This window comes from Herpetosiphon giganteus, assembly GCF_016907925.1.
GTDB classification, from domain to species: Bacteria; Chloroflexota; Chloroflexia; order Chloroflexales; family Herpetosiphonaceae; genus Herpetosiphon; species Herpetosiphon giganteus.
The window spans coordinates 1-19,673 of record NZ_JAFBCZ010000024.1; the positions used below are offsets into that span (position 1 = coordinate 1).

Below are 19,673 nucleotides of genomic sequence, written 5' to 3' on the forward strand. Positions count from 1 at the left end.
CCTCCATCCCGATCCATGGCCCACCATACCCACCAGCCGTCCGCCCATTCCTTAAAAACCTACCCCCGAAAGGGGTTTCATCCCCCTGCACCCCCAAATATTTATTCTGTGGATTGTTATCTGTTTGCTAACTCCCCTTCGTGTACTTTGCGTTCTTCGCGGTTAGCATAACACCAAATCCCCAATAACCATCATTCTCAAAACATAAATAGGCTGAGGTTTATTTGCGCACCACTGGCAAGTAGACCTGCTCTGGCGTAAATTCTTCGTAGACTGCGGTGTAGGTTGTGGCGCTGGCAGGCGTTGTAAAGCTGCGTGGATTGCTGGTGTTGTTATCGCTCCAGCGCACAAACCGCCACCAGCGATTGTTAGCGGTATAGACTGGCGCAGTTACCTGCAAAACATAGCCCTGCCACGAAACAAACGCAGCATCGGCCTCAATTGGATCGTTGTTGACCACGAAGTTGGCGTTGGCATTGGGCATTGAAGCCAAGGTTACATTAACTTTACGTGGTTGAAGCGTTTGGGTAACGACATGGCTCAAGCCGCTATTATCGGTCGCGGTTAGCTCTAGCTCCAAGTAGCTGTTGCTGGCAGCCCGCAAATCTTCTGGCGCTGGCGCAGTAAAGCTAAAGCTATTGGTCGTTGGTTGGGTCAAATAAGGGTGGGTGTGGGTATCATGATGCAAAATTACTTTCCACGATAAAGCGCTAGCTGGCAACTGGCCTTGTTCTGCATCGCTCGCTTGGCCCCGCACCTGAATGCTTTGACCAACCGCGAAGAGCGCACTCGGGCTTGGTTGGGTGATGCTGGCGACGGGGGCAGTTGCACCAACCCGCACCACCGTTTGGCTCACGCTCGATATATCGCCATTGCTGCCGCGCAAATATAAGGTTGCGGTGTACGTACCATTGGTTGTATAGGTGTAGGATGTGCTGGCAGTGCTGGTTTGGCGAGTCGTGCCATTGCCAAAATTCCAGAAGTAGGTCGCGCCGCTGTTTGGCGTGGTTGCGGTGAATGTCACAGCCAAGGGTGCTGCACCAAAACTGGGGTTCGCAGTAAAGGCTGAGTTTAAGCCAGCTGCACCATTGTAGCTAATGCGGCGAATTTCGCCACCATTGGCGTAGGTTGCATAATATAAGGCTTGTTGCGCACCGTTGGGGCCAAATGCCATATGCGTCACCGACCCAGGATTATCCGAGAAGGTCAGGACTGCGCTATACGGCGCTTGAGCTGAGATCATAAAGATTTTGCCACATACATAATCGCCAAACATATAGCCGCTGTAATTGCTGGGGAAGGTATTGGCAGGCACAAACGCACCACCAGTAATCGAATTACAGTTGGTAAATGGCGCGCCTGCATTGCCATGGCTATATTCATAAATTGGGTCAACCATGTTGGCTGGAGTTGGTGAACATGGGCCGCTGGTGTTATTGACCCGCGTGCCTTCGCGACAATTCCAGCCATAATCCTTGCCTGCAACAACTTCGTCAATTTCCTCGCGCACGTTCTGGCCAACATCGTTGACAAACAAGCGCACGCCAGTTGCATTTGGATCGAAGGTCATGCGATAAGGGTTGCGAAAACCCCAAGCCCATGTTTCTTGGCAAATCGTGCCGCTGGCAACCGAGCCAGTGTTACAACGGGCCGTGCCAGTGCCAAGAAATGGATTATCGCTGGGAATCGTGCCATCGGCATTGATGCGCAAAATTTTGCCCAGCAAGGTATGGCGTTCGCGCGAGGCATCGTTGGCCCCACCACAGCCGCTATCGAGATAATCGCAGCCGCCATCGCCAACGCTCACAAACAGTTTGCCATCTTTGCCAAAGCCAAGATCGCCAGCATTGTGATTGCCATTGTATGACGTGATGTTATCGAGCAAAACCGATTCTGAGCTTAAATCGAGGGCGTTATTGCTCCAGGTAAAGCGCGAAACCCGATTAACTGGATTGACCGTTTCGCTTTGTTGGGGGCAACTGTTGGGAGTTTGGTTAAATTTGTTGAAGGTATAGTAGACATAGACATATGGTCGTCCGCTGGTAAATTGCGGGTCAACCGCGATGCCCAACAAACCGCGCTCGAAATCGTAGCAAACCCGTGAGCCAAGGCTCAGCACTGTGCGCGTGCTGGTGCCGTTCCAAGCTACTAATTGACCATTCTGTTGCGTAATCAACATCTCGCCTGATGGCAACCAGGTAAATGCGGTTGGCGCATCAAGGCTACTAGCGGGAACAACGACGCTTTGGGTAAATCCAGCAGGGACAGCATTGGGGGTGACATCAGGCTGAACTTGGCGAATAAATGGAATCGAAAGGCTCGAAAAGATCAGCGCAACCACAATAAGCCAACGCGACATACTTCCTCCTTAAACACAACCACCGCGAACAAAGCCCTAAAAACCTTGTTCGCGGTGGTTTCCGCTCCGATGGCTAGCGCTGTTTAAGCGTTCCAAGCCTCTTCGTCGTAGGCTGGCAACTCACAGCGTAAGGGCTTGTTTTCGCGCTCTGAGAGCGCAAAATCTGCTTGCAACAACTCTTGGAGTTCGCGGGTTCCTTCGTAGATCACCGCGCCGCGGCTGTTGCGCAAGTAGCGTTCAACTGGATACTCATCGCTAAAGCCATAAGCACCGTGAATTTGAATTGCATCGTTGGCGCAGTTGAAGCTTTCGACCGTGGCGTGCCATTTGGCCAAGGTGGTTTCGCGGGTGTTGCGAATGCCTTGGTTTTTAAGCCAGCCAGCGCGATAGCAGAGCAAGCGCGCGGTTTCGAGTTTCAGCACCATATGGCTGATCATGCGCTTAACCAACTGGTGTTGGCCAATTTGCACCCCGAAGGTTTCGCGCTCTTTGGCATATTTAACCGAAGCTTCTAAGGCAGCTTGGATCAAGCCAGTTGCGCCGGTTGCCACGGTGTAGCGCCCGTTATCCAAGGCGGTCATGGCAATTTTGAAGCCTTCGCCTTCTTCGCCCAAGCGGTTGGCGACAGGCACGCGCACATTTTCAAAAATGACGCTGCCAGTGTTGCCAGCGCGCACGCCCAACTTGCCATGAATTGGCACACTTGAAACGCCTTCAAAGCTGCGTTCGACAATAAATGCCGTCATGCCACGTTGTTTTTTGGCTTTGTCGGTGTAGGCAACCACCAAATAGTGGTCGGCCAAATCCGAGAGGCTAATCCAGGTTTTTTCGCCATTGAGAATATAGTGATCGCCTTCAAGCACGGCGGTCGATTGCATGCCTGCAACGTCGGTGCCAGCGTTTGGCTCGGTCAGACAATAGGCAGCAATTTTTGCGCCAGTAGCTTGGGGCACCAGATATTTTTGCTTTTGTTCTTCAGTGCCCCATTGGAAGACTGCCAATGAGTTGAGGCCAGTATGCACGCTGAGAATTACCCGCAGCGAGGTGTCGACCCGCTCTAGCTCTTCACAAACGACTGCCAGACCCAAATAGTCGAAGCCTGCGCCGCCATATTTTTGGGGTAAACACACGCCGAGAAAACCGAGTTCGCCCATTCGTTTGATAATTGGCACCATGTGCTCGGCGGTTCCGGCATGGTCACCAGCGCCCTTGCGATCCCATTCGCGAATATAAGGGGCGACTTCTTTTTCAGCAAAATCGCGCACAGTTTTACGCAGCATATCGTGCTGTTCGTTAAGCAAAAAACCGTAATTTTCGGTCCAATCAATCATGGCTTGTTCTACCTCGTGTGTGCTGTATAGCTCGTCGCTTGCCCCATTGCAAGCAACATGTAGCTCCTAGCATAGCATATCTTGGCAATTTGCGGGTGAGGAGAAAGAACATAGAACAGAGAGCATAGAACATAGGGCTTGGGGATCGGTTGTTGGGTGGCAGTGAGAACATAGAGCATAGAGCATAGAACATAGGGCTTGGGGATCGGTTGTTGGGTGGCAGTGATCGGGGATTTCTTTTAACGCAGAGGTATTGATAAGGATGAATTATGAATTATGAGGGATGAAGGATACGGCCTTAGGAAAATTCAAATACTAGGCATAAGCAAATTTGGGTTCTTCGTGGTTTCAAATTATTGCTCCACAAAGAACCCAAAAAATCACTCTTAGCTTGGATATTCATTCTTTATAGCTAAAAATATTCCGATAGCCAAAAGCCTATAGCCATTCTGCGGCTACGCTAAAACTTAATACTTCATCCCTCATAATTCATCCTTCTAGCGTGCTCTTCGTGGATCGATAACCCGAAACCACGAAGAACACAAAGAACGACTATTGATAGCTATTTTTGCCTTCTGCCTTCTGCCTTCTGCCTTTTGATTTTTGCGCTTGGCCATCGGCATTTCATCCCTCCTCGCTCATAATTCATCCTTCTATCTGGCTCCCATCAACAATTCGAAGGTCAGTTGATCGAGCTTTTCGTAGCCGAGGCCGCGTGCGCCAAGTGCTTGGCGATCGAATTGATAGGCTTTGAGCGCGGCAGCCCGTTCTGGCGTATATGCGCCACGGAATGGCTCAACCTCAGCATTTGGCGCATTGATTTGGGCCAAGAGGGCTTGAATTTCGGCATCGGCGTTGAAACGCTTAACTTTTTCGGCCAAGATTTCGTAGGTGCGCATACAGCCCCGAGCAAAATCTTTAACGCCTTCAAGATCTTCGCTGCGATAGGCATGAGCATCGAAGTGCAATGGGCCATCGTAGCCAGCATCTTGCAGCAATTTGACCAAGAAAAAGCTTTGTTTGTAGTTTTGCGCCCCAAAACGATAATCTTGGTCGTAGCGCCCGCTATTTTGGTCGTTCAGGTCGATATGGAACAGTTTGCCTGCATCAATCGCCTGCGCCACGGCATGGGTAAAGTTCAAGCCAGCCATGGTTTCGTGGGCAACTTCTGGGTTCACACCAACCATATCGGGTTGATCGAGGGTCTGAATAAAGCCCAACATGGCTCCGGTGGTGGGCAAAAAGATGTCGCCACGTGGCTCGTTGGGTTTAGCTTCCAAGGCAAAACGATAGCCATAGCCTTGGGCATTGCTATATTCGCACAAGAAGTTCAGCGCTTCGCGGAACCATTTCAAGCCTTCGAGCAAATTTTTTGAGGCATCGGTTTCGCTGCCTTCGCGGCCACCCCAAAAAACGTAGGTTTTAGCGCCAAATTCTGCGCCCAAATCCATTGCGGCCATGGTTTTTTGCAAGGCATAAGCCCGTACCGCCGGATCGTTGCTGGTAAACGCCCCATCTTTGAAAGCGGGATCGCCGAACAAATTGGTGGTTGCCATTGGCACAACCAAGCCGGTATCGTTGAGCGCTTGCTTGAAATCGGCTACAATTTGGGCTTTTTGGCTGGCGCTGGCATCAATCGGTACTAAATCGTTATCGTGAAAATTAACACCCCACGCCCCAACTTCGGCCAAAAGATGCACAATCTCAACTGGTGAGAGGGTTTTGCGCACTGGTTCGCCAAATGGATCGCGCCCGACATTGCCGACTGTCCATAATCCGAAGCTAAACTTATGCTGGGTCATGATTTAATTCCTCATCTTGATTCACGAAGGATGAAACCACGAAGGACACGAAGAACGCTAAGAATTCTGTTCCAACATTTTTCAATTGCCCACAGTGTATTTCATCTTTCAGTTCTGAACCCTAAACCTTTTCCAAGCTTCAATTCTTATGTTCTATGCTCTCTGCTCTATGTTCTTACACCCTACTTCAACGTCACGACCAGCTTGGTTGCTTGACCAAGAGCCGTGAGTTGGACACCAAGTGGGTGTTGTTCGACTAAGGCTTCATCTGCGATCGCGACCTGTTGGATGCCAACCAATACAATTTTCCAATCGCTGGCTTGACCTTCTTGCACGATGCTGATTGTATCACCATCGCGGCGCGCACTCCACGAGGCAGTAATATCGCCATTGATTGACGGAACCATGGTATAGGCTGCTTGACCATCGCCCAATTCATACAGGTTCAAGGTCACGCCGTTGGTATAATCGTAATCTGGACGTTCGCTATTATTGCCGATTGCAATCAAGCTATTGGGGCGGGCCAAAAGTGGCAAGCTCAGCATGTCGTGGGTTTCGTTGATCCAACGTGGGCCTTCGACAACTGCGCCAGTCGTGATTTGAGTCCAGCGGCCAGCAGGCACATAGTAACTGACGGTGTTGTCGTAGGCAAAGACTGGCGCAACCAACAACGAATCACCAAGCATATATTGGCGATCAAGATAATCGCAGGTCGGATCGTTCGGGAATTCCAGCAACATTGCCCGCATCACCGGAATCCCACTCGTGGAAGCGGTCACAGCAGCGCCGTAGAGATAGGGCATCAAACGCGATTTGAGTTTGGTGAAGTGGCGCAGCACATCAACAGCTTCTTCATCGTAGATCCACGGCACGCGATAGGTATGGTTGCCATGCAAGCGGCTGTGTGATGAAAGCATGCCGAAGGCGATCCAGCGTTTGTAAATCTCAACTGGTGGCATGCCCTCGAAGCCACCAATATCGTGGCTCCAGAAGCCAAAACCCGAAAGCCCTAACGATAAGCCGCCACGTAAACTCTCGGCCATCGATTCGAAGGTCGATTCGCAATCGCCGCCCCAGTGGACAGGGAATTGTTGGCCGCCAGCAGTTGCCGAACGCGCAAACAACACCGCATCATTCAGGCCACGTTCGGTTTGCAACAAATCAAACACGACTTTGTTGTAAAGATGAGTGTAGTAGTTGTGCATGCGCTGTGGGTCGGAGCCGTCGAAGTAGGCCACATCGGTCGGGATTCGTTCGCCAAAGTCGGTTTTGAAACAATCAACGCCCATATCGAGCAGGCCCTTGAGTTTGGCCGCATACCAAGCACATGCATCAGGATTGGTAAAATCGACCAAGCCCATGCCCGATTGCCACATATCCGATTGCCAAACATCGCCATTGGGCTTTTTCACCAAGTAGCCATGCTCCATGCCTTCGCGGAACAGCGCCGAACGCTGGGCAATGTAGGGATTGATCCAGACACAAATTTTCAAGCCACGATCTTTGAGCCGTTTGAGCATGCCCTCAGGGTCAGGGAAGGTGCGTGAATCCCATTCCAGATCGCACCAGTGAAACTCGCGCATCCAGAAACAATCGAAGTGAAAGACGTGCAAGGGCAAATCGCGGTCGGCCATGCCTTGGATAAAGCTGGTCACGGTTACTTCATCATACGAGGTGGTAAACGAGGTTGTGAGCCACAAGCCAAATGACCATGCTGGCGGCAAGGCTGGGCGGCCAGTCAAGGCGGTAAATTTTTCGAGAATTTCTTTGGGCGTTGGGCCATAGATGACGAAATATTCGAGGCTTTGGCCTTGAACGCTGAATTGCACCCGCGAAACTTTTTCCGAGGCAATTTCAAAGGCCACGTTTTCGGGCTGATTGACGAACACGCCATAGCCGCGATTGGTCAGGTAGAAGGGCACATTTTTGTAGGCTTGCTCGCTGCCAGTGCCGCCATCTTGGTTCCAAACATCGACCGATTGGCCGTTTTTGACGAAAGCGGTGAAGCGTTCGCCCAAGCCATACACTTGTTCGCCAACGCCGAGCGATAATTGCTCGTGCATAAATTCGCCTTCGCCAGCCATGCTAATGTAGCCAACACCTTTGCGGCCACTGCTGGTTACGCGGCGGTTTTCAGCCCAAAAATTGATGCTCCAATCGCCAGTTTTGGGAATTTGCACGCTCAATTTGCCGCTAGTCAAGCGAAATTCTTGCTCATCTTCGCTGGTGCTGACGCTCTCATTGGCCGATTCGGCAATTGCGAAGTTGGGGCCTAATGGGCGCTGGCCTTCGAAATGGGTGAGTTTGACCCGAATCACATCGGGCATTGGCGAGGAAAAACGGGCGGTAATCGTACCCAAGTTCAAGGTATCGCCGCGATGGTTGATGCGCTTGCCTGGAGCATACACCGTCAGACTTGTATCGTTAATTTGGCCATCGTAGGCTTGTGATGCGAAGAGGGCATTAACTCCCTCACGCATCATCCAATAACCATCAGTAAATTTCATTGTTAAATCCTTATGTTGATCCACGAAGGACACGAAGGACGGAACCGCGAAGAACGCTAAGGGTAATGGGCTTCATCCTTCATCCCTCATCCTTCATCCTTGTCTATGTTCTATGCTCTATGTTCTTCTTACCCTACTTCACACTGCCAGCGGCGATGCCTTTGGTCAGGGTGCGTTGGAAAATCAGGAAGAAGATAAAACAGGGCAGAATCCCTAATAATGCCGAAGCGCTGGATAAGGTGGCTTCCATGTTGCGTTGGCCTTGCAGCACGCCCACTGCAATCGGCACGGTTTGGCGATCGTTGCTAATCAACAAAATCAACGGCAAGAAAAATTCGTTCCACGTCCAGATGAAAAAGAAGGTGAACAGCACCGCCAGCGTTGGGCGGCTAACTGGCACGATGATCTTAAACAGCAGTTGAAGCTTGTTACAACCATCGAGCATCGCCGCTTCGAGCATTTCCTTGGGAAAGGTGCTGAATACCGATGAAAGCAAATAGGTGCCAAAGGCGCTCTGAATGACCGAGAAAATCAAGATCACAACAAAGCGGGTGTTGTACAGGTCGAATTCCTTGGAAAGGTAGTACAACGGATAAACCAGTGATTCTTGGGGCAGGGTGTTGGCAACCATAAACAGAATCAGCAGCCAAATCCGACCTTTGATCCGCCCGATGCCCAAAGCAAAGGCGTTCAGCAGCGATAACAGCACGCCGATGACCGCCACGCTGGCGCTAATCAACAGGCTATTGAGCAACTTCTGGCTATAATCGACCCGCTGCCAAAACTCCACGATGCCATCAATCGACCATTCGGTTGGCCAGCTGAGTGGCCCGTAGGTTGCATAATCCTCTGGTGTTTTGAAGGCATTGATAATCACGATCGCAAATGGCAGCAGCACAACCAGCAGCGCGATCAAGAGCGCCGCCAGCACAAAGAAGCGTCCAATGCCAGCCTTGTGTGGTTTTTTGTAGCTTGATTTCAATGGAAGGCTGGTCATCTTAAAGCTCCTCGGCTGATTGGCGACGAATAAAGAAAATCGTCAATGCAATAATGATCACCGTCATAACCGTGGAAATTGCCGAGCCATAGCCAATATTGGCCTTCTCGAAGAAGTTTTGGTAGGCAAAGTAGGACGGAACCAAGGTAGAGCTACCAGGGCCGCCGCGAGTTAGCACATAAATTTGGCCAAAAACTTTGAGCGAGGCAATTGTCGTGGTCAGCAGCACCACAAAAATCTCAGGCCGAATTAAGTGCACTGTGATATAGCGAAAGCGATCAAACCAATCTGCGCCATCAAGCACCGCTGCCTCGTAAATTTCGGGGTCGATGCGCTGCAAACCAGCCATGAAAATGACCAGTGGATAGCCCAGCTGGAACCAGACCATAATTACCATCACGCTGGGCAAGGCAGTTTGGCGATTGCCAAGCCAGTTGCGGGTCAAATTTTCGAGGCCCAGCGTTTCGAGCAAGCCATTCAGCGCCCCATAATTTGGGTGCAGAATCCACGCCCAAACGATGCCAGCAATTGCCACCGGCAAAATTTGCGGCAGATAAAAAGCTGCACGGAAAAAGCTGGCTGTGCGCGAGCCAAATTTGTTGGTAATGTAATCGTAGAGCACGGCGGCGAGCAGCAAGCCCAGCAAGGTCGGCACAATCGTCATGGCCACCAACATCGCCAAATTGTTACGGAATGATGCCCAAAACGTGCTATCACGGAACAAGCGGGCATAGTTATCTAGCCCAGCCCATTTTGGTGTGCCAACACCCTGCCAATGGGTGAAACTTGTGCCAATATTCATCAAGAAGGGAATGGCGATAACCAGCACAAACAGAATCAAGCCAGGCAGCAAAAACCACCAGTAGCCCCTGTTTGTTGAACGTTTAAGCAGCATTGCCGTAACCTTTCGATTGGTAGCTAGAATGTTGATGAGGGATCGGGGGCTAGGGGTCGGGGGTCGGGATCGCTATCCTTTGCCCTAAATTCTAGCCACAAACCCATTAGATGCCTCGTTAGCAGAGCTGAGGGTCAAGAAATGAGGCTAAATCTTAATTTCCTGACCCCTAGCCCCTAACCACTGGCCCCTACTCCCTACTTGCCTAAGGTCGCGCGATGTTCTTGGTATGGGATGGCAATTGCATCAAGCATTTCGCTTGGGGTTTTGCTGCCATCAATCAACTCTTGGATATTCGATACCAAGATGTCGTAGTAGCCTGGGGCTGGCCAGTCGGGGTAGAAGGCCAAACCATCGGCTTTGGAAATTGCATCGAAGTTTTGGATTAATTCTTTGTTCTTTTCGTTGGTGATTTTGCTGGCATCGGCGTTGACTGGCACACCACCAGAGTTACCCAACAAGGTCTGGATGTCTTGGCTCATCGTGATGTCGATGAAATCGTAGACCAATTCTTTGTTTTGGGCATTGGTTGGCACAGCCCAGATGTTGCCGCTTGAACCTGGGTGCAAGGTGTTGCCTGGGAACAAGAACGTGCCCCATTCAAAGCCCTTAATTTCGTCGCTGAAGCGACCATACCACCAACTGCCAGAAATCATGATTGGGAACGTGCCATTGGTAAAGGCCACGCCCATATCTTCTGCTTTGATGCCAGTTGCATCTTTGCTGATATAGCCTTTGCTGACCCATTCAGCCATTTTTTCAGCGCCGTAGGTAAATTCTGGGCCACGGAAATCGACATCGCCTTGATAAAGTTGGAAGGCGTTGACGAATTCGCGGTTGGCTTTGCTCAAGACCAATTCATAGAAAATCTGTTGGGCGGGATATTCAGCGCCACCAACTGAGAGCGGCGTGATTCCTTGCTGCACAAAGGCATCCATCACAGCTTCGAATTCGGCGAAGGTGGTTGGCACTTGCAAATTGGCTTTGGCAAACATGTCTTTGTTGTAATAGACCATGACATATTCTGCATAGTTGGGCACGCCAAACCATTTGCCAGCGCCCATCACGCCTTTATCGTCGTAGCGCGCGGTGGTTTGCAAGCTAGAGCTGAGCAATGTATCCCAGCCGCGTTGGGTTGCAACATCTGAGAGATCGGTCAGCAAGCCTTGAGTTGAAAGCAAGCCAGCGGTTGCATTGCCTTTGTTATATTCCAAAATATCGGGGGTTTCGTTGGAGTTGAGCACCATACCAGCGGTTTGGCGAATTTGCTCGAAGCCTTTTTCTTCAAACTGAATCGTTACGCCTGGGTGTGCTGCTTGGAATTGTTTGATCGACTCGGCCCACGCAATGCCCATGGCGCTGTTTGCGCCTTCATAATGCCAAAGCTTGATCGTGCGTGGCTCGTTGCTGGTGGTGGTGCTGCCGCTGGGGGCGGTGGTTGCGCTCTCCGAGCCACATGCTGCCAGAATGCTGGTGAGTAAGACCAAAAGCAGCATAAATGAGAGTCGGAACGTTGACTTCGATGTGGACATCTGTGTCCTCCTTGGGATCGTTACCATAGCCATTGTTAATTTTCAGCCGACGAGCGAGCGATGGTGAACTATCGTTCTGTGCGTCGTACTTGACCGGTACTGTTGCGCACAACTAATTGACATGGCAAGAGGGCTTGGGGCAACTCGCGATCTTGGGCTTCGAGCTGTTGAATCAGTAAATCAACGCCTAATGCGCCAAGTTCAGCGATTGGTGGTTCTAAGGTTGTTAGGGTTGGCAAGGTCATTTCGGCAACGCGGGCCGAAGAAACCAACGAAATCAGCGAAATATCGTCGGGAATGCTCCAGCCACGTTCGCTGACCGCTTGAATAATGCCGGACATAGCGCGTTCGTTCATCACAATTAGCGCGCTCAGGCTTGGGTGTTCAGTTAATAATTGATTGAACATCTCGTAGCCAGCGCTCACTGAATCGTGGCAAAAGGTGCTCACGCCCTGCAATTGCGCCGCCGTGATTGCCTCATCGAAGTGTTGGGCAACCCGCACTGTCGGGCCATAGCCAGCCTCAAAGGCTTCTTGCGAATGATTGATAAAGGCAATCTGGCGATGGCCAAGCTCAGCAAGGTAATTTACCGCAAGCTGGGTTGTACGATCAAAATCAATATCAACATAGCTCATGCCCGTGCTATCGGCGCTACGGCCAATCATGCTGAAGGGAAATTCGAGTTCGCGGAGCAATTCAATCCGTGGATCGTTGAGATGCACTTCCATCACCAACACGCCATCGACAAGGCCTTGTTGCAGCAATTGACGTAGCTCACTCGAATCGGTGGGCAACGACCACAACACCAAGTGATAGCCATTGGTGCGAGCGGCTTCGGCGGCACTAGTCACAAACTCAAGCTCAGTTAAGCCTAAGCCACGTTCAGGCGTTGGAAAAAGCAAGGCGATAATTTTGCTGCGTTTGCTGGCCAAACCACGAGCCAAGGCATGGGGCTTGTAGCCAAGCTCCTCCATCGCGGCGTAAATCCGCTGGCGGGTTTCTTCTGAGATCGGTCTCGTTCCATTGAGTGCGTATGAGACGGTGCTGAGGGCAACTCCGGCTCGTTTTGCGACATCGACCATCGTTGGCACAATGCCCCCCGTTCTCGCGTGTAGCGGTGACGAAAGCTTATCGAAGCGTGTAGTCGAAACGTATAGTCGAAACGCTTCGATGAACACTATACAAAACCACATTCCGATTGTCAAGCATGAAAAGAGCATAGAGCATAGGGGTTGGGGATCGGGGATCAGGGGTCGGGGGATGGGGATTGGCATAAGGGGTCAGGGGCGAGGGGTCAGCCATCAAAAGATAATGTTTCTACTGAGCCATAGCCAACAGCTTAGAGCCAAAACTTGCCCCTTCGTGCTCTTTGTGCTCTTCGTGGATCAAAAACCAACCCCCAACTCTTTTCCTCTGCGCCTCTACGTTAAAGACTTGATCCACGAATATTATTTTTAGCCACGAATTGCACGAATTGCACGAAGTAATGTTCCGATAGCCCAAAGCCAACAGCCTATAGCCAAAACTTGCCCCTTCGTGCGCTTCGCGGTTACTAGGCGCTGATCCATCGTCCCTGATCCCTGGCCCTTCGTTAGTTGACAACTCCCCAGCGATCATCCACAATGCAGCGATTATTGACGACAATTCAGGCATTCCAACGATAGAAAGGTTCCAAGGTTTTTATGCGAATTGCAGTAACAGGCGGGGCAGGCTTTATTGGCTCCAACTTTGTGCGCTATTGGATGGATACCAACCCTGCTGATGAGGTTGTGGTGATTGATGCCTTGACCTATGCTGGCCATTTGAGCAATTTGGCGGGCTATCACGAACGCGCCAATTGCCAATTTGTGCAGGCTGATATTTGCGATTACCAAACGATGCTCAAGGTCTTGGCGGGGGTGAATTTGGTGGTGCACTTTGCCGCCGAAACTCACGTTGATCGCTCGTTGGGTGAGTTTGAATTGGAGCGCCAATTCTATCGCTCGAATATTGAAGGCACAGCTAGCTTGATTCGGGCCTCACGCGAGGCTGGAGTTGGCCACTTTCACCATGTTTCAACCGATGAAGTCTTTGGCGATTTAGCCTTCGACGACCCGCAAAAATTCCATGAAACCTATCCCTATAATCCCAGCAGCCCGTATGCAGTCAGCAAAGCGGCCTCGGATCATGTGGTGCGCGCCTTTGCTCACACCTACAACTACCCGATTACAATCACCAACTGCACCAACAACTATGGGCCGTTCCAAACCCCAGAAAAGCTGATTCCGCGCTCGATTGCCTTGTTGTTGGCCAACCAAAAAGTCAAGCTCTACACCGATGCAGATGGCATTCCAGGCCGCAACATTCGCGATTGGTTGCATGTGCAAGATCACTGTGAAGCGATTGCCTTGGTGATTAAAAAAGGTCGGATTGGCGAAACCTATGGGATTGGCGGCGAAGCTGAGCTTTCCAACTTTCACTTGGTCGAAACCATGCTCGACATTATGAGCGAATTTCTTGATCGTTCATTGACGATTGAAAATAGCGTTGAATTTGTTGCCGATCGGCCTGGCCACGACCGTCGCTATGCCATGGATCTGAGCAAAATCAAGCGCGAATTGGGCTGGCAACCACGCTATTCATTCGAACAAGGCTTTTTGGAAACGGTGCAATGGTACACATCGCCCGAAGGCCAAGCGTGGCTCGCCAGCTTGAGCGATCGCACCAGCGATGTGCGCGCCAACCAAGAGCAGGTTGTGGCGGTGCGCGAAAATTGGCAATCCGAGCACCAACATTAATTATTCTTCTCGACCCTGTTCTACCCTTGGAACAGGGTCTATTCCTCAATACGGTCATAAACTGTTAAGAATTTGGCCGCGATGATTAAGCTACGATAGCTTCGATAGTCACAAGGAGCTAGCGGCGATGGTCGATCAATTTTTACGCCAGCCAAAAGAGCGTTTATTAGCTCCGTTAGCCCAACGCTTGCGCCATATTCACCCAACCAGCATTACACTTGCTGCCTTTGGCGTTGGCCTCGCCGCCGCCGCCTGCGCTTGGCAACAGCAGTATTGGGCCAGCCTTGGTTGTTGGCTGCTCAATCGCCTGCTCGATGGGCTTGATGGCACGGTTGCACGGCTGAGCAATCAACAAAGCGACCTTGGTGGCTATCTCGATATTCTGCTCGATGTGCTGATCTATGCTTTGCTGCCAATTGGCTTGGTGGCAGGCCAGCCAACGCTTGGCAATAGCTTGGCAGCGCTTGGCCTGATCGCCAGCTTTTATGTCAATGCAATTTCTTGGGCCTATTTGGCGGCAATTTTAGAAAAACGCCAACAAGGAGCCAAAGCCCAAGCAGCTATGACCAGCATCGCCATGCCCAGCGGCTTGATCGAGGGCACGGAAACGGTGCTGCTGTTCAGTCTCTTTATCGTGCTACCCAGCCATTTAAACCTGCTGTTTCATGGGATGACCGCGTTGGTCGGCATTACGATTGGCCAGCGCGTTCTTTGGGCCAGCCATTATCTTCGCGAGGAACCACGCCATGACCACTAGCCCTCCAACCAGATCGTTTTGGCAACGCCATTGGCAAAAATTGCTCGCCGCAGGGTTTTGGTTGCTGCTGATTGGCGGCTACTTCTGGTATTCATGGCGCAACCAGCTTTCGCCCGCCGCCGCTGTCGGCCAAGTGATAGAGCTGCTCAAAAGCGACTTGGGCATGCTGATTTATATTGGCATCTATCTGCTACGCCCGTTGATTTTCTTTCCAGCCACGTTTTTGACGTTGGCTGGTGGCAGTGTTTTTGGCAGTGTTTGGGGCTTGATTTACACCGTAATTGGGGCCAATGGCTCTGCCATGGTGGCCTATATCATTGGGCGCTTTTTCGGCCAGCCAGAGCAACATCAAAACCAAACCGGCGTGATCAATGGCTATATCGAGCGCTTACGCCGCAATAGCTTTGAAACAATTATGTTGATGCGCTTAATCTTCTTGCCCTACGATTTAGTTAATTACCTAGCTGGTATTTTGCGCATCAACTGGAAACAATTTTTGATCGCCACGATTCTTGGTTCGTTTCCTGGCACGCTTACGTTTGTTTTGCTTGGAGCATCATTCGAGGGCGATTTTACCAATGCCGAGTTTTCATTCAATCCATGGGCCTTTGCTGGCTCGATCGTTATTTTTATTATTAGTATAGGCGTTTCACGCTGGCTTAAGCGCCGTGAAGCCGCCAAAGAAGCAGCCTAGCAGAGGGTAAAACAGCGATATGCAAACACGAAAACGAATCTGGAATTTGGCAGTGATGCTTGGCTTGGTGAGCTTAATCATCGCCAGCTGTGGCAGCAATGCGACTACGCCAACCAGCGCACCCAGCAGCACTAGCCTTGATCTCAACAATTGGGCTGACATCGAGCAGGCAGCCAACGGCCAAACGGTCAATTGGTATATTTGGGGTGGCTCGGATAGCATCAATCGCTTTGTTGATGAATTTTATGGCAAAGCGCTCAAAGAACGCTACAACATTACGCTCAATCGCGTGCCCATGGCCGATACCGTCGATGTCGTCAATCAGTTGCTCAGCGAAAAAGAAGCTGGCAAAACGACTGGCGCTGTCGATTTGATTTGGATCAATGGTGAGAATTTTGCCTCATTGAAACAAGCTAATTTGCTGCGCGCTGATTGGGGCCAGAGCCTGCCCAACAGCAAATATGTCAACTGGGTCAATCCGGCGGTCAACCTCGATTTTGGCGAGCCAGTCGAAAGCCTCGAAAGCCCATGGTCATCGGCGCAATTCCAATTTATTTACGATTCGGCCAAACTGCAAGCCAGCGAGCTGCCCCGTTCGTATGCAGCACTGAAGGATTATGCCTGCGCCAATCCGGGCAAAGTGACCTACATCGCGCCCGGGCCAGGTGCATTTCAAGGCACGCGCTTCGTCAAACAGGCTTTGTTCGAGGTCAGTGGCGGCGCTGAACAATGGCTCGGCAAGTTCAATCAGCAATTATGGGATCAATGGTCGCCCAAATTGTGGGAATATTTCAATCAACTCGAAGGCTGTTTGTGGCGCGAAGGCAGCACCTACCCCAAAACCGAAAACGAATTGCACAGCCTGTTTGCTAACGGCGAAGTCGATTTTTCAATTACCCAAGCGATTGCTGGAGCTGGCTCGTTGATCAAAGAAAATTTGGTGCCCGCCAGTGCGCGAGCGTTTGTGTTTGATGATAATATGATCGGCGATTTCAACTATGTAGCAATCCCCAGCACTGCGCCAAATCCCGCTGCGGCCTTAGTGCTTGCTAATTTGATTCTCGACCCTGAGTTACAAGCGGCCCAAATTTTGCCAGAAAACGGCTTTGGCTTGGGCTATGGCATCGATCCAACCAAGGTCAGCGATCCTGCGTTGGCGGCCAAACTCACGAATGCCGCCCAACAACTTGGCGATGCGGCAACTCCAGCCAGCGATTTAGCCAAATCGTTGCGCAGCGATATTGCCGCCGAATATCAAAGCCTCATTGAGCAAGGTTGGGATGCAAATGTGTTGCGCAAGTAAGCAGCATGGCTAAGTCGCGACGCTGGTTGGGTTTAGCACCAGCAAGCATCATTATGCTTGGTTTATTTGGTGGCAGCCTTGGCTATGGCATTGCCCAAAGCCTTGGCTGGCTGCCATTTTTAGGCCAACGCCAGCTTAGCTTGGCCGCCTATCGCAATGTCTTGGCAGGCGAGCAACTGGGCGGCCAGTGGTGGCAGGCGTTGCTGTTTTCGCTTTGGGTTAGCCTTGCAGCAACGCTTGGCTCGGCGCTAATCTGCTTGGGTTTGCTGAGTAGCATCGCCGAACGTCAACAGCAGTATCGCGGTTTGAGCACCATCAGCAATTTGCACTTGGCGATTCCGCATAGCGTTTGGGCCATGGCCCTGCTCTTGGTGCTCAGCCAAAGCGGCATTTTCGCACGCATCGGCTTTGCATTAGGCTGGCTCGATCAGCCCAGCGATTTTCCGGTGCTGGTGCGTGATCGCTGGGGGATTGGGATTATTGTGGCCTATATCACCAAGGAAGTGCCATTTTTGCTGCTGATGGGCTTGGCAAGCTTACGCCAACAAGGCCGCGAATATCTGTTGGTGGCCCAAAGCTTGGGAGCCAATCGTTGGCAACGAGTGCGCTTAGTGCTTTGGCCGCTATTGGCTCCAAGCTTAATCGGCGGCAGTTTATTGGTATTTAGCTTTATTTTTGGGGCTTACGAAGTGCCAGCCTTGGTTGGCGTGCGCTACCCCGAGATGCTGGCAACCATGGCCTTGGAGCTGTTTCTCAACCCCGATCTGCATGCGCGGGCCGAAGGCATGGCCGTTAGCCTGCTGATGAGCTTGATCATTCTGTTGGTGATTGGGCTGGCATGGCGTTGGCGGCGGGCGGAGCAGCAGCCATGAGTTATCGCAGCATTGTCTGGGTTTTGGCGCTGATTTTGCTTGTGCCAATTGCAGTTTTTTTGATCTACGCCTTTGCCCAGGGCTGGTTTTTTCCAGCGCTCTGGCCTGAACGCTGGGATAGGGCGCTGTTTCTGCGCCAATTGGCTGATCCACAGTTGCGGCGGGCGTTTGGCCAAAGTTTGGTCATTGCAACAGGCGTGAGCGGTTTAGCACTCATGCTTGGCTATCCGGCGGCGCGGGTGCTTGAACTGCAAGCATTTCGTGGGCGAGGATTGATTTATGGCCTGTTTTTTCTACCAACGGTGGTGCCAAGCGTTGCCACGGGCATCGGCTTAAATATCGTATTTTTGCGGCTGGGCTTGGCTGGCACGTTGTTTGGCGTGATGTTGGTGCATCTGATTCCGGTTTTGCCGTATGTGGTGCTGACCTTGGGCAGCAGTTTGGCGCGCTACGATCGCAACTACGAACTGCAAGCAGCGGTGTTGGGCGCTAGCCCGTGGTTTGTTTTTTGGCGGGTCAGCGTGCCAATGCTCTTGCCAAGTTTGGTGGTTGCAGGCGTATTGGCATTTTTAATTTCGTGGAGCCAATATGTGCTGAGTTTGTTAATCGGCGGCGGCCAGATTATCACCTTGCCAATGCTGTTATTCTCGGCGGCCAGCGGCGGCAACCAGAGCCTAATCGCCAGCTTGAGCCTCATCTTTATCGCCCCGTTATTACTCTTGCTAGGCTTGGTAGCGCGCTATTTGGGTTCGCCAGCAACAGGAGCAACGCCCCGACCATGAGCTATTTACAAATTGAGCAATTAACTAAATCGTATGCAAAGCAGACCATTCTCCAAAATATCAATTTAAATTTAAACCAAGGTGAATTTTTGGCCTTGCTTGGGCCATCTGGCTCAGGCAAATCGACAATCTTAAAGCTCTTGGCGGGCATAGAAGCGCCCGATGCGGGCGAGATTCGCTTGGCTGGGCATTTGCTTAATCCAGTTGCAGCTCATCAACGCGAGATTGTGTTGCTTTTTCAGCAGCCCTATTTATTTCCGTTTCTCTCGGTGGCCGAAAATATTGGCTTTGGCCTCAAAGCGCGCAAAGTAGCCAAAAAATTGATTGCCCAAAAAGTGGCCGAATTGTTAGATTTGATTGAATTGAGCGGCATGGAGCAACGCAAGCCGCAGCAACTTTCTGGTGGTCAGCAACAACGCATCGCCTTGGCGCGAGCTTTGGCAGTTCAGCCCAAGGTTTTGTTGCTTGACGAGCCGTTGAGCAGCCTTGATCCAGAAATTCGGGGTAGTTTGCAAGGCGTAATTGCGCGGCTACATCGTGAATTACAGATGACGACCATTATCGTGACCCACGATTTGAGCGAAGCCTTGGCTTTGGCCGAACGCACAGCGTTGTTAATCAATGGCAGTTTGGTTGCAGATTTACCATCGATTGAGCTATTTGAGCGGCCACCAAATCGCGCGGCGGCGCAGTTTGTGGGAGTTGGTGCAATCATTGCGGGGCACATGCACGGCACGACGTTTGATAGCAAGCTTGGTCAATTTAACGGCAACTTTGGACCAAACACGTTTCACGTAGCAATTCGGCCTGAGCATATTCAGATTAATAATTCAGCATTGCAGCCCAGCATTGCAGCCCAGATTATTGAGCGCCGCTACCTTGGCGAGCGCTGGGAATATCGTTTGCAAGCCGCCGAACAGCTGATTGTCGTGCGTGAAGCAGGCCAAGCACCGCGTGACATTGGCCAAACTGTCGATCTCCATTTTCCCCCACAACAACTCTTTGCCCTCGCCGATTAAACAAAAAAGCATCCGGCAGAGTGGTTAGCTCCACCGGATGCAGACC

Annotated in this window: 15 protein-coding genes; 7 read left to right on the forward strand and 8 right to left on the reverse strand. The window is 51.3% G+C overall.

Going from position 1 to position 19,673, the window contains the following annotated elements; genetic code table 11:
- Nucleotides 1-220 precede the first annotated feature (220 nt).
- The 8 genes from JOD20_RS19025 to JOD20_RS19060 form a co-directional block, all read right to left on the reverse strand.
- Nucleotides 221-2,359: a PQQ-dependent sugar dehydrogenase gene (locus JOD20_RS19025; protein ID WP_204756789.1), complete on the reverse strand. Its 2,139-nt coding sequence runs from the start codon at nt 2,357-2,359 to the stop codon at nt 221-223.
- Between the two features lie 83 nt (nt 2,360-2,442).
- Nucleotides 2,443-3,690: an acyl-CoA dehydrogenase family protein gene (locus JOD20_RS19030; RefSeq protein WP_152976782.1), complete on the reverse strand. Its 1,248-nt coding sequence runs from the start codon at nt 3,688-3,690 to the stop codon at nt 2,443-2,445.
- Nucleotides 3,691-4,343: 653 nt separating this feature from the next.
- Nucleotides 4,344-5,492, reverse strand: a complete 1,149-nt coding sequence (gene xylA / locus JOD20_RS19035) for a xylose isomerase (protein WP_204756790.1) — start codon at nt 5,490-5,492, stop codon at nt 4,344-4,346.
- 182 nt (nt 5,493-5,674) lie between these two features.
- Entirely contained in the window at nt 5,675-7,999 is a 2,325-nt protein-coding gene (gene yicI, locus JOD20_RS19040; RefSeq protein WP_204756791.1) for an alpha-xylosidase, read from the reverse strand.
- A gap of 133 nt (nt 8,000-8,132) precedes the next feature.
- Nucleotides 8,133-8,996 carry a carbohydrate ABC transporter permease gene (locus JOD20_RS19045; RefSeq protein WP_204756792.1) on the reverse strand — a complete coding sequence of 288 codons (864 nt, stop codon included), beginning with the start codon at nt 8,994-8,996 and terminating at the stop codon, nt 8,133-8,135.
- 1 nt (nt 8,997) lies between these two features.
- Nucleotides 8,998-9,891: a carbohydrate ABC transporter permease gene (locus tag JOD20_RS19050; protein WP_204756793.1), complete on the reverse strand. Its 894-nt coding sequence runs from the start codon at nt 9,889-9,891 to the stop codon at nt 8,998-9,000.
- Nucleotides 9,892-10,088: 197 nt separating this feature from the next.
- Nucleotides 10,089-11,423, reverse strand: a complete 1,335-nt coding sequence (locus tag JOD20_RS19055) for an extracellular solute-binding protein (RefSeq protein WP_204756794.1) — start codon at nt 11,421-11,423, stop codon at nt 10,089-10,091.
- Nucleotides 11,424-11,491: 68 nt separating this feature from the next.
- A complete protein-coding gene (locus JOD20_RS19060; RefSeq protein WP_204756795.1) occupies nt 11,492-12,505 on the reverse strand; it encodes a LacI family DNA-binding transcriptional regulator in 1,014 nt (337 codons plus the stop codon).
- Between the two features lie 600 nt (nt 12,506-13,105).
- On the opposite strand from JOD20_RS19060, the gene rfbB reads away from it, so the two are divergent.
- From rfbB to JOD20_RS19095, 7 genes are all read left to right on the forward strand, one after another.
- Complete coding sequence (rfbB, locus tag JOD20_RS19065) at nt 13,106-14,200, forward strand: dTDP-glucose 4,6-dehydratase (RefSeq protein ID WP_204756796.1); 1,095 nt, start codon at nt 13,106-13,108, stop codon at nt 14,198-14,200.
- Between the two features lie 127 nt (nt 14,201-14,327).
- A complete protein-coding gene (locus JOD20_RS19070) occupies nt 14,328-14,957 on the forward strand; it encodes a CDP-alcohol phosphatidyltransferase family protein (RefSeq protein ID WP_204756797.1) in 630 nt (209 codons plus the stop codon).
- Nucleotides 14,947-15,651, forward strand: a complete 705-nt coding sequence (locus tag JOD20_RS19075; protein WP_204756798.1) for a TVP38/TMEM64 family protein — start codon at nt 14,947-14,949, stop codon at nt 15,649-15,651. The genes JOD20_RS19070 and JOD20_RS19075 overlap by 11 nt, the downstream gene beginning before the upstream one ends.
- A gap of 19 nt (nt 15,652-15,670) precedes the next feature.
- Nucleotides 15,671-16,954: an ABC transporter substrate-binding protein gene (locus JOD20_RS19080; protein WP_204756799.1), complete on the forward strand. Its 1,284-nt coding sequence runs from the start codon at nt 15,671-15,673 to the stop codon at nt 16,952-16,954.
- Nucleotides 16,955-16,959: 5 nt separating this feature from the next.
- Nucleotides 16,960-17,826, forward strand: a complete 867-nt coding sequence (locus JOD20_RS19085) for an ABC transporter permease (RefSeq protein ID WP_204756800.1) — start codon at nt 16,960-16,962, stop codon at nt 17,824-17,826.
- Complete coding sequence (locus JOD20_RS19090) at nt 17,823-18,608, forward strand: ABC transporter permease (protein WP_204756801.1); 786 nt, start codon at nt 17,823-17,825, stop codon at nt 18,606-18,608. The genes JOD20_RS19085 and JOD20_RS19090 overlap by 4 nt, the downstream gene beginning before the upstream one ends.
- Complete coding sequence (locus JOD20_RS19095) at nt 18,605-19,627, forward strand: ABC transporter ATP-binding protein (protein WP_204756802.1); 1,023 nt, start codon at nt 18,605-18,607, stop codon at nt 19,625-19,627. Before JOD20_RS19090 ends, JOD20_RS19095 begins: the two co-directional genes overlap by 4 nt.
- The last annotated feature ends 46 nt before the right edge of the window (nt 19,628-19,673 follow it).

Bases quoted from the DNA above. Each gene is read 5' to 3' on its own strand.
- JOD20_RS19045 (WP_204756792.1), bottom strand. From the start codon at position 8,996: ATGACCAGCCTTCCATTGAAATCAAGCTACAAAAAACCACACAAGGCT.
- JOD20_RS19085 (WP_204756800.1), top strand. From the start codon at position 16,960: ATGGCTAAGTCGCGACGCTGGTTGGGTTTAGCACCAGCAAGCATCATT.
- JOD20_RS19095 (WP_204756802.1), top strand. From the start codon at position 18,605: ATGAGCTATTTACAAATTGAGCAATTAACTAAATCGTATGCAAAGCAG.
- JOD20_RS19055 (WP_204756794.1), bottom strand. From the start codon at position 11,423: ATGTCCACATCGAAGTCAACGTTCCGACTCTCATTTATGCTGCTTTTG.
- JOD20_RS19060 (WP_204756795.1), bottom strand. From the start codon at position 12,505: ATGGTCGATGTCGCAAAACGAGCCGGAGTTGCCCTCAGCACCGTCTCA.
- JOD20_RS19025 (WP_204756789.1), bottom strand. From the start codon at position 2,359: ATGTCGCGTTGGCTTATTGTGGTTGCGCTGATCTTTTCGAGCCTTTCG.
- JOD20_RS19075 (WP_204756798.1), top strand. From the start codon at position 14,947: ATGACCACTAGCCCTCCAACCAGATCGTTTTGGCAACGCCATTGGCAA.
- JOD20_RS19050 (WP_204756793.1), bottom strand. From the start codon at position 9,891: ATGCTGCTTAAACGTTCAACAAACAGGGGCTACTGGTGGTTTTTGCTG.
- JOD20_RS19080 (WP_204756799.1), top strand. From the start codon at position 15,671: ATGCAAACACGAAAACGAATCTGGAATTTGGCAGTGATGCTTGGCTTG.
- JOD20_RS19090 (WP_204756801.1), top strand. From the start codon at position 17,823: ATGAGTTATCGCAGCATTGTCTGGGTTTTGGCGCTGATTTTGCTTGTG.
- xylA (WP_204756790.1), bottom strand. From the start codon at position 5,492: ATGACCCAGCATAAGTTTAGCTTCGGATTATGGACAGTCGGCAATGTC.
- JOD20_RS19030 (WP_152976782.1), bottom strand. From the start codon at position 3,690: ATGATTGATTGGACCGAAAATTACGGTTTTTTGCTTAACGAACAGCAC.
- JOD20_RS19070 (WP_204756797.1), top strand. From the start codon at position 14,328: ATGGTCGATCAATTTTTACGCCAGCCAAAAGAGCGTTTATTAGCTCCG.
- rfbB (WP_204756796.1), top strand. From the start codon at position 13,106: ATGCGAATTGCAGTAACAGGCGGGGCAGGCTTTATTGGCTCCAACTTT.
- yicI (WP_204756791.1), bottom strand. From the start codon at position 7,999: ATGAAATTTACTGATGGTTATTGGATGATGCGTGAGGGAGTTAATGCC.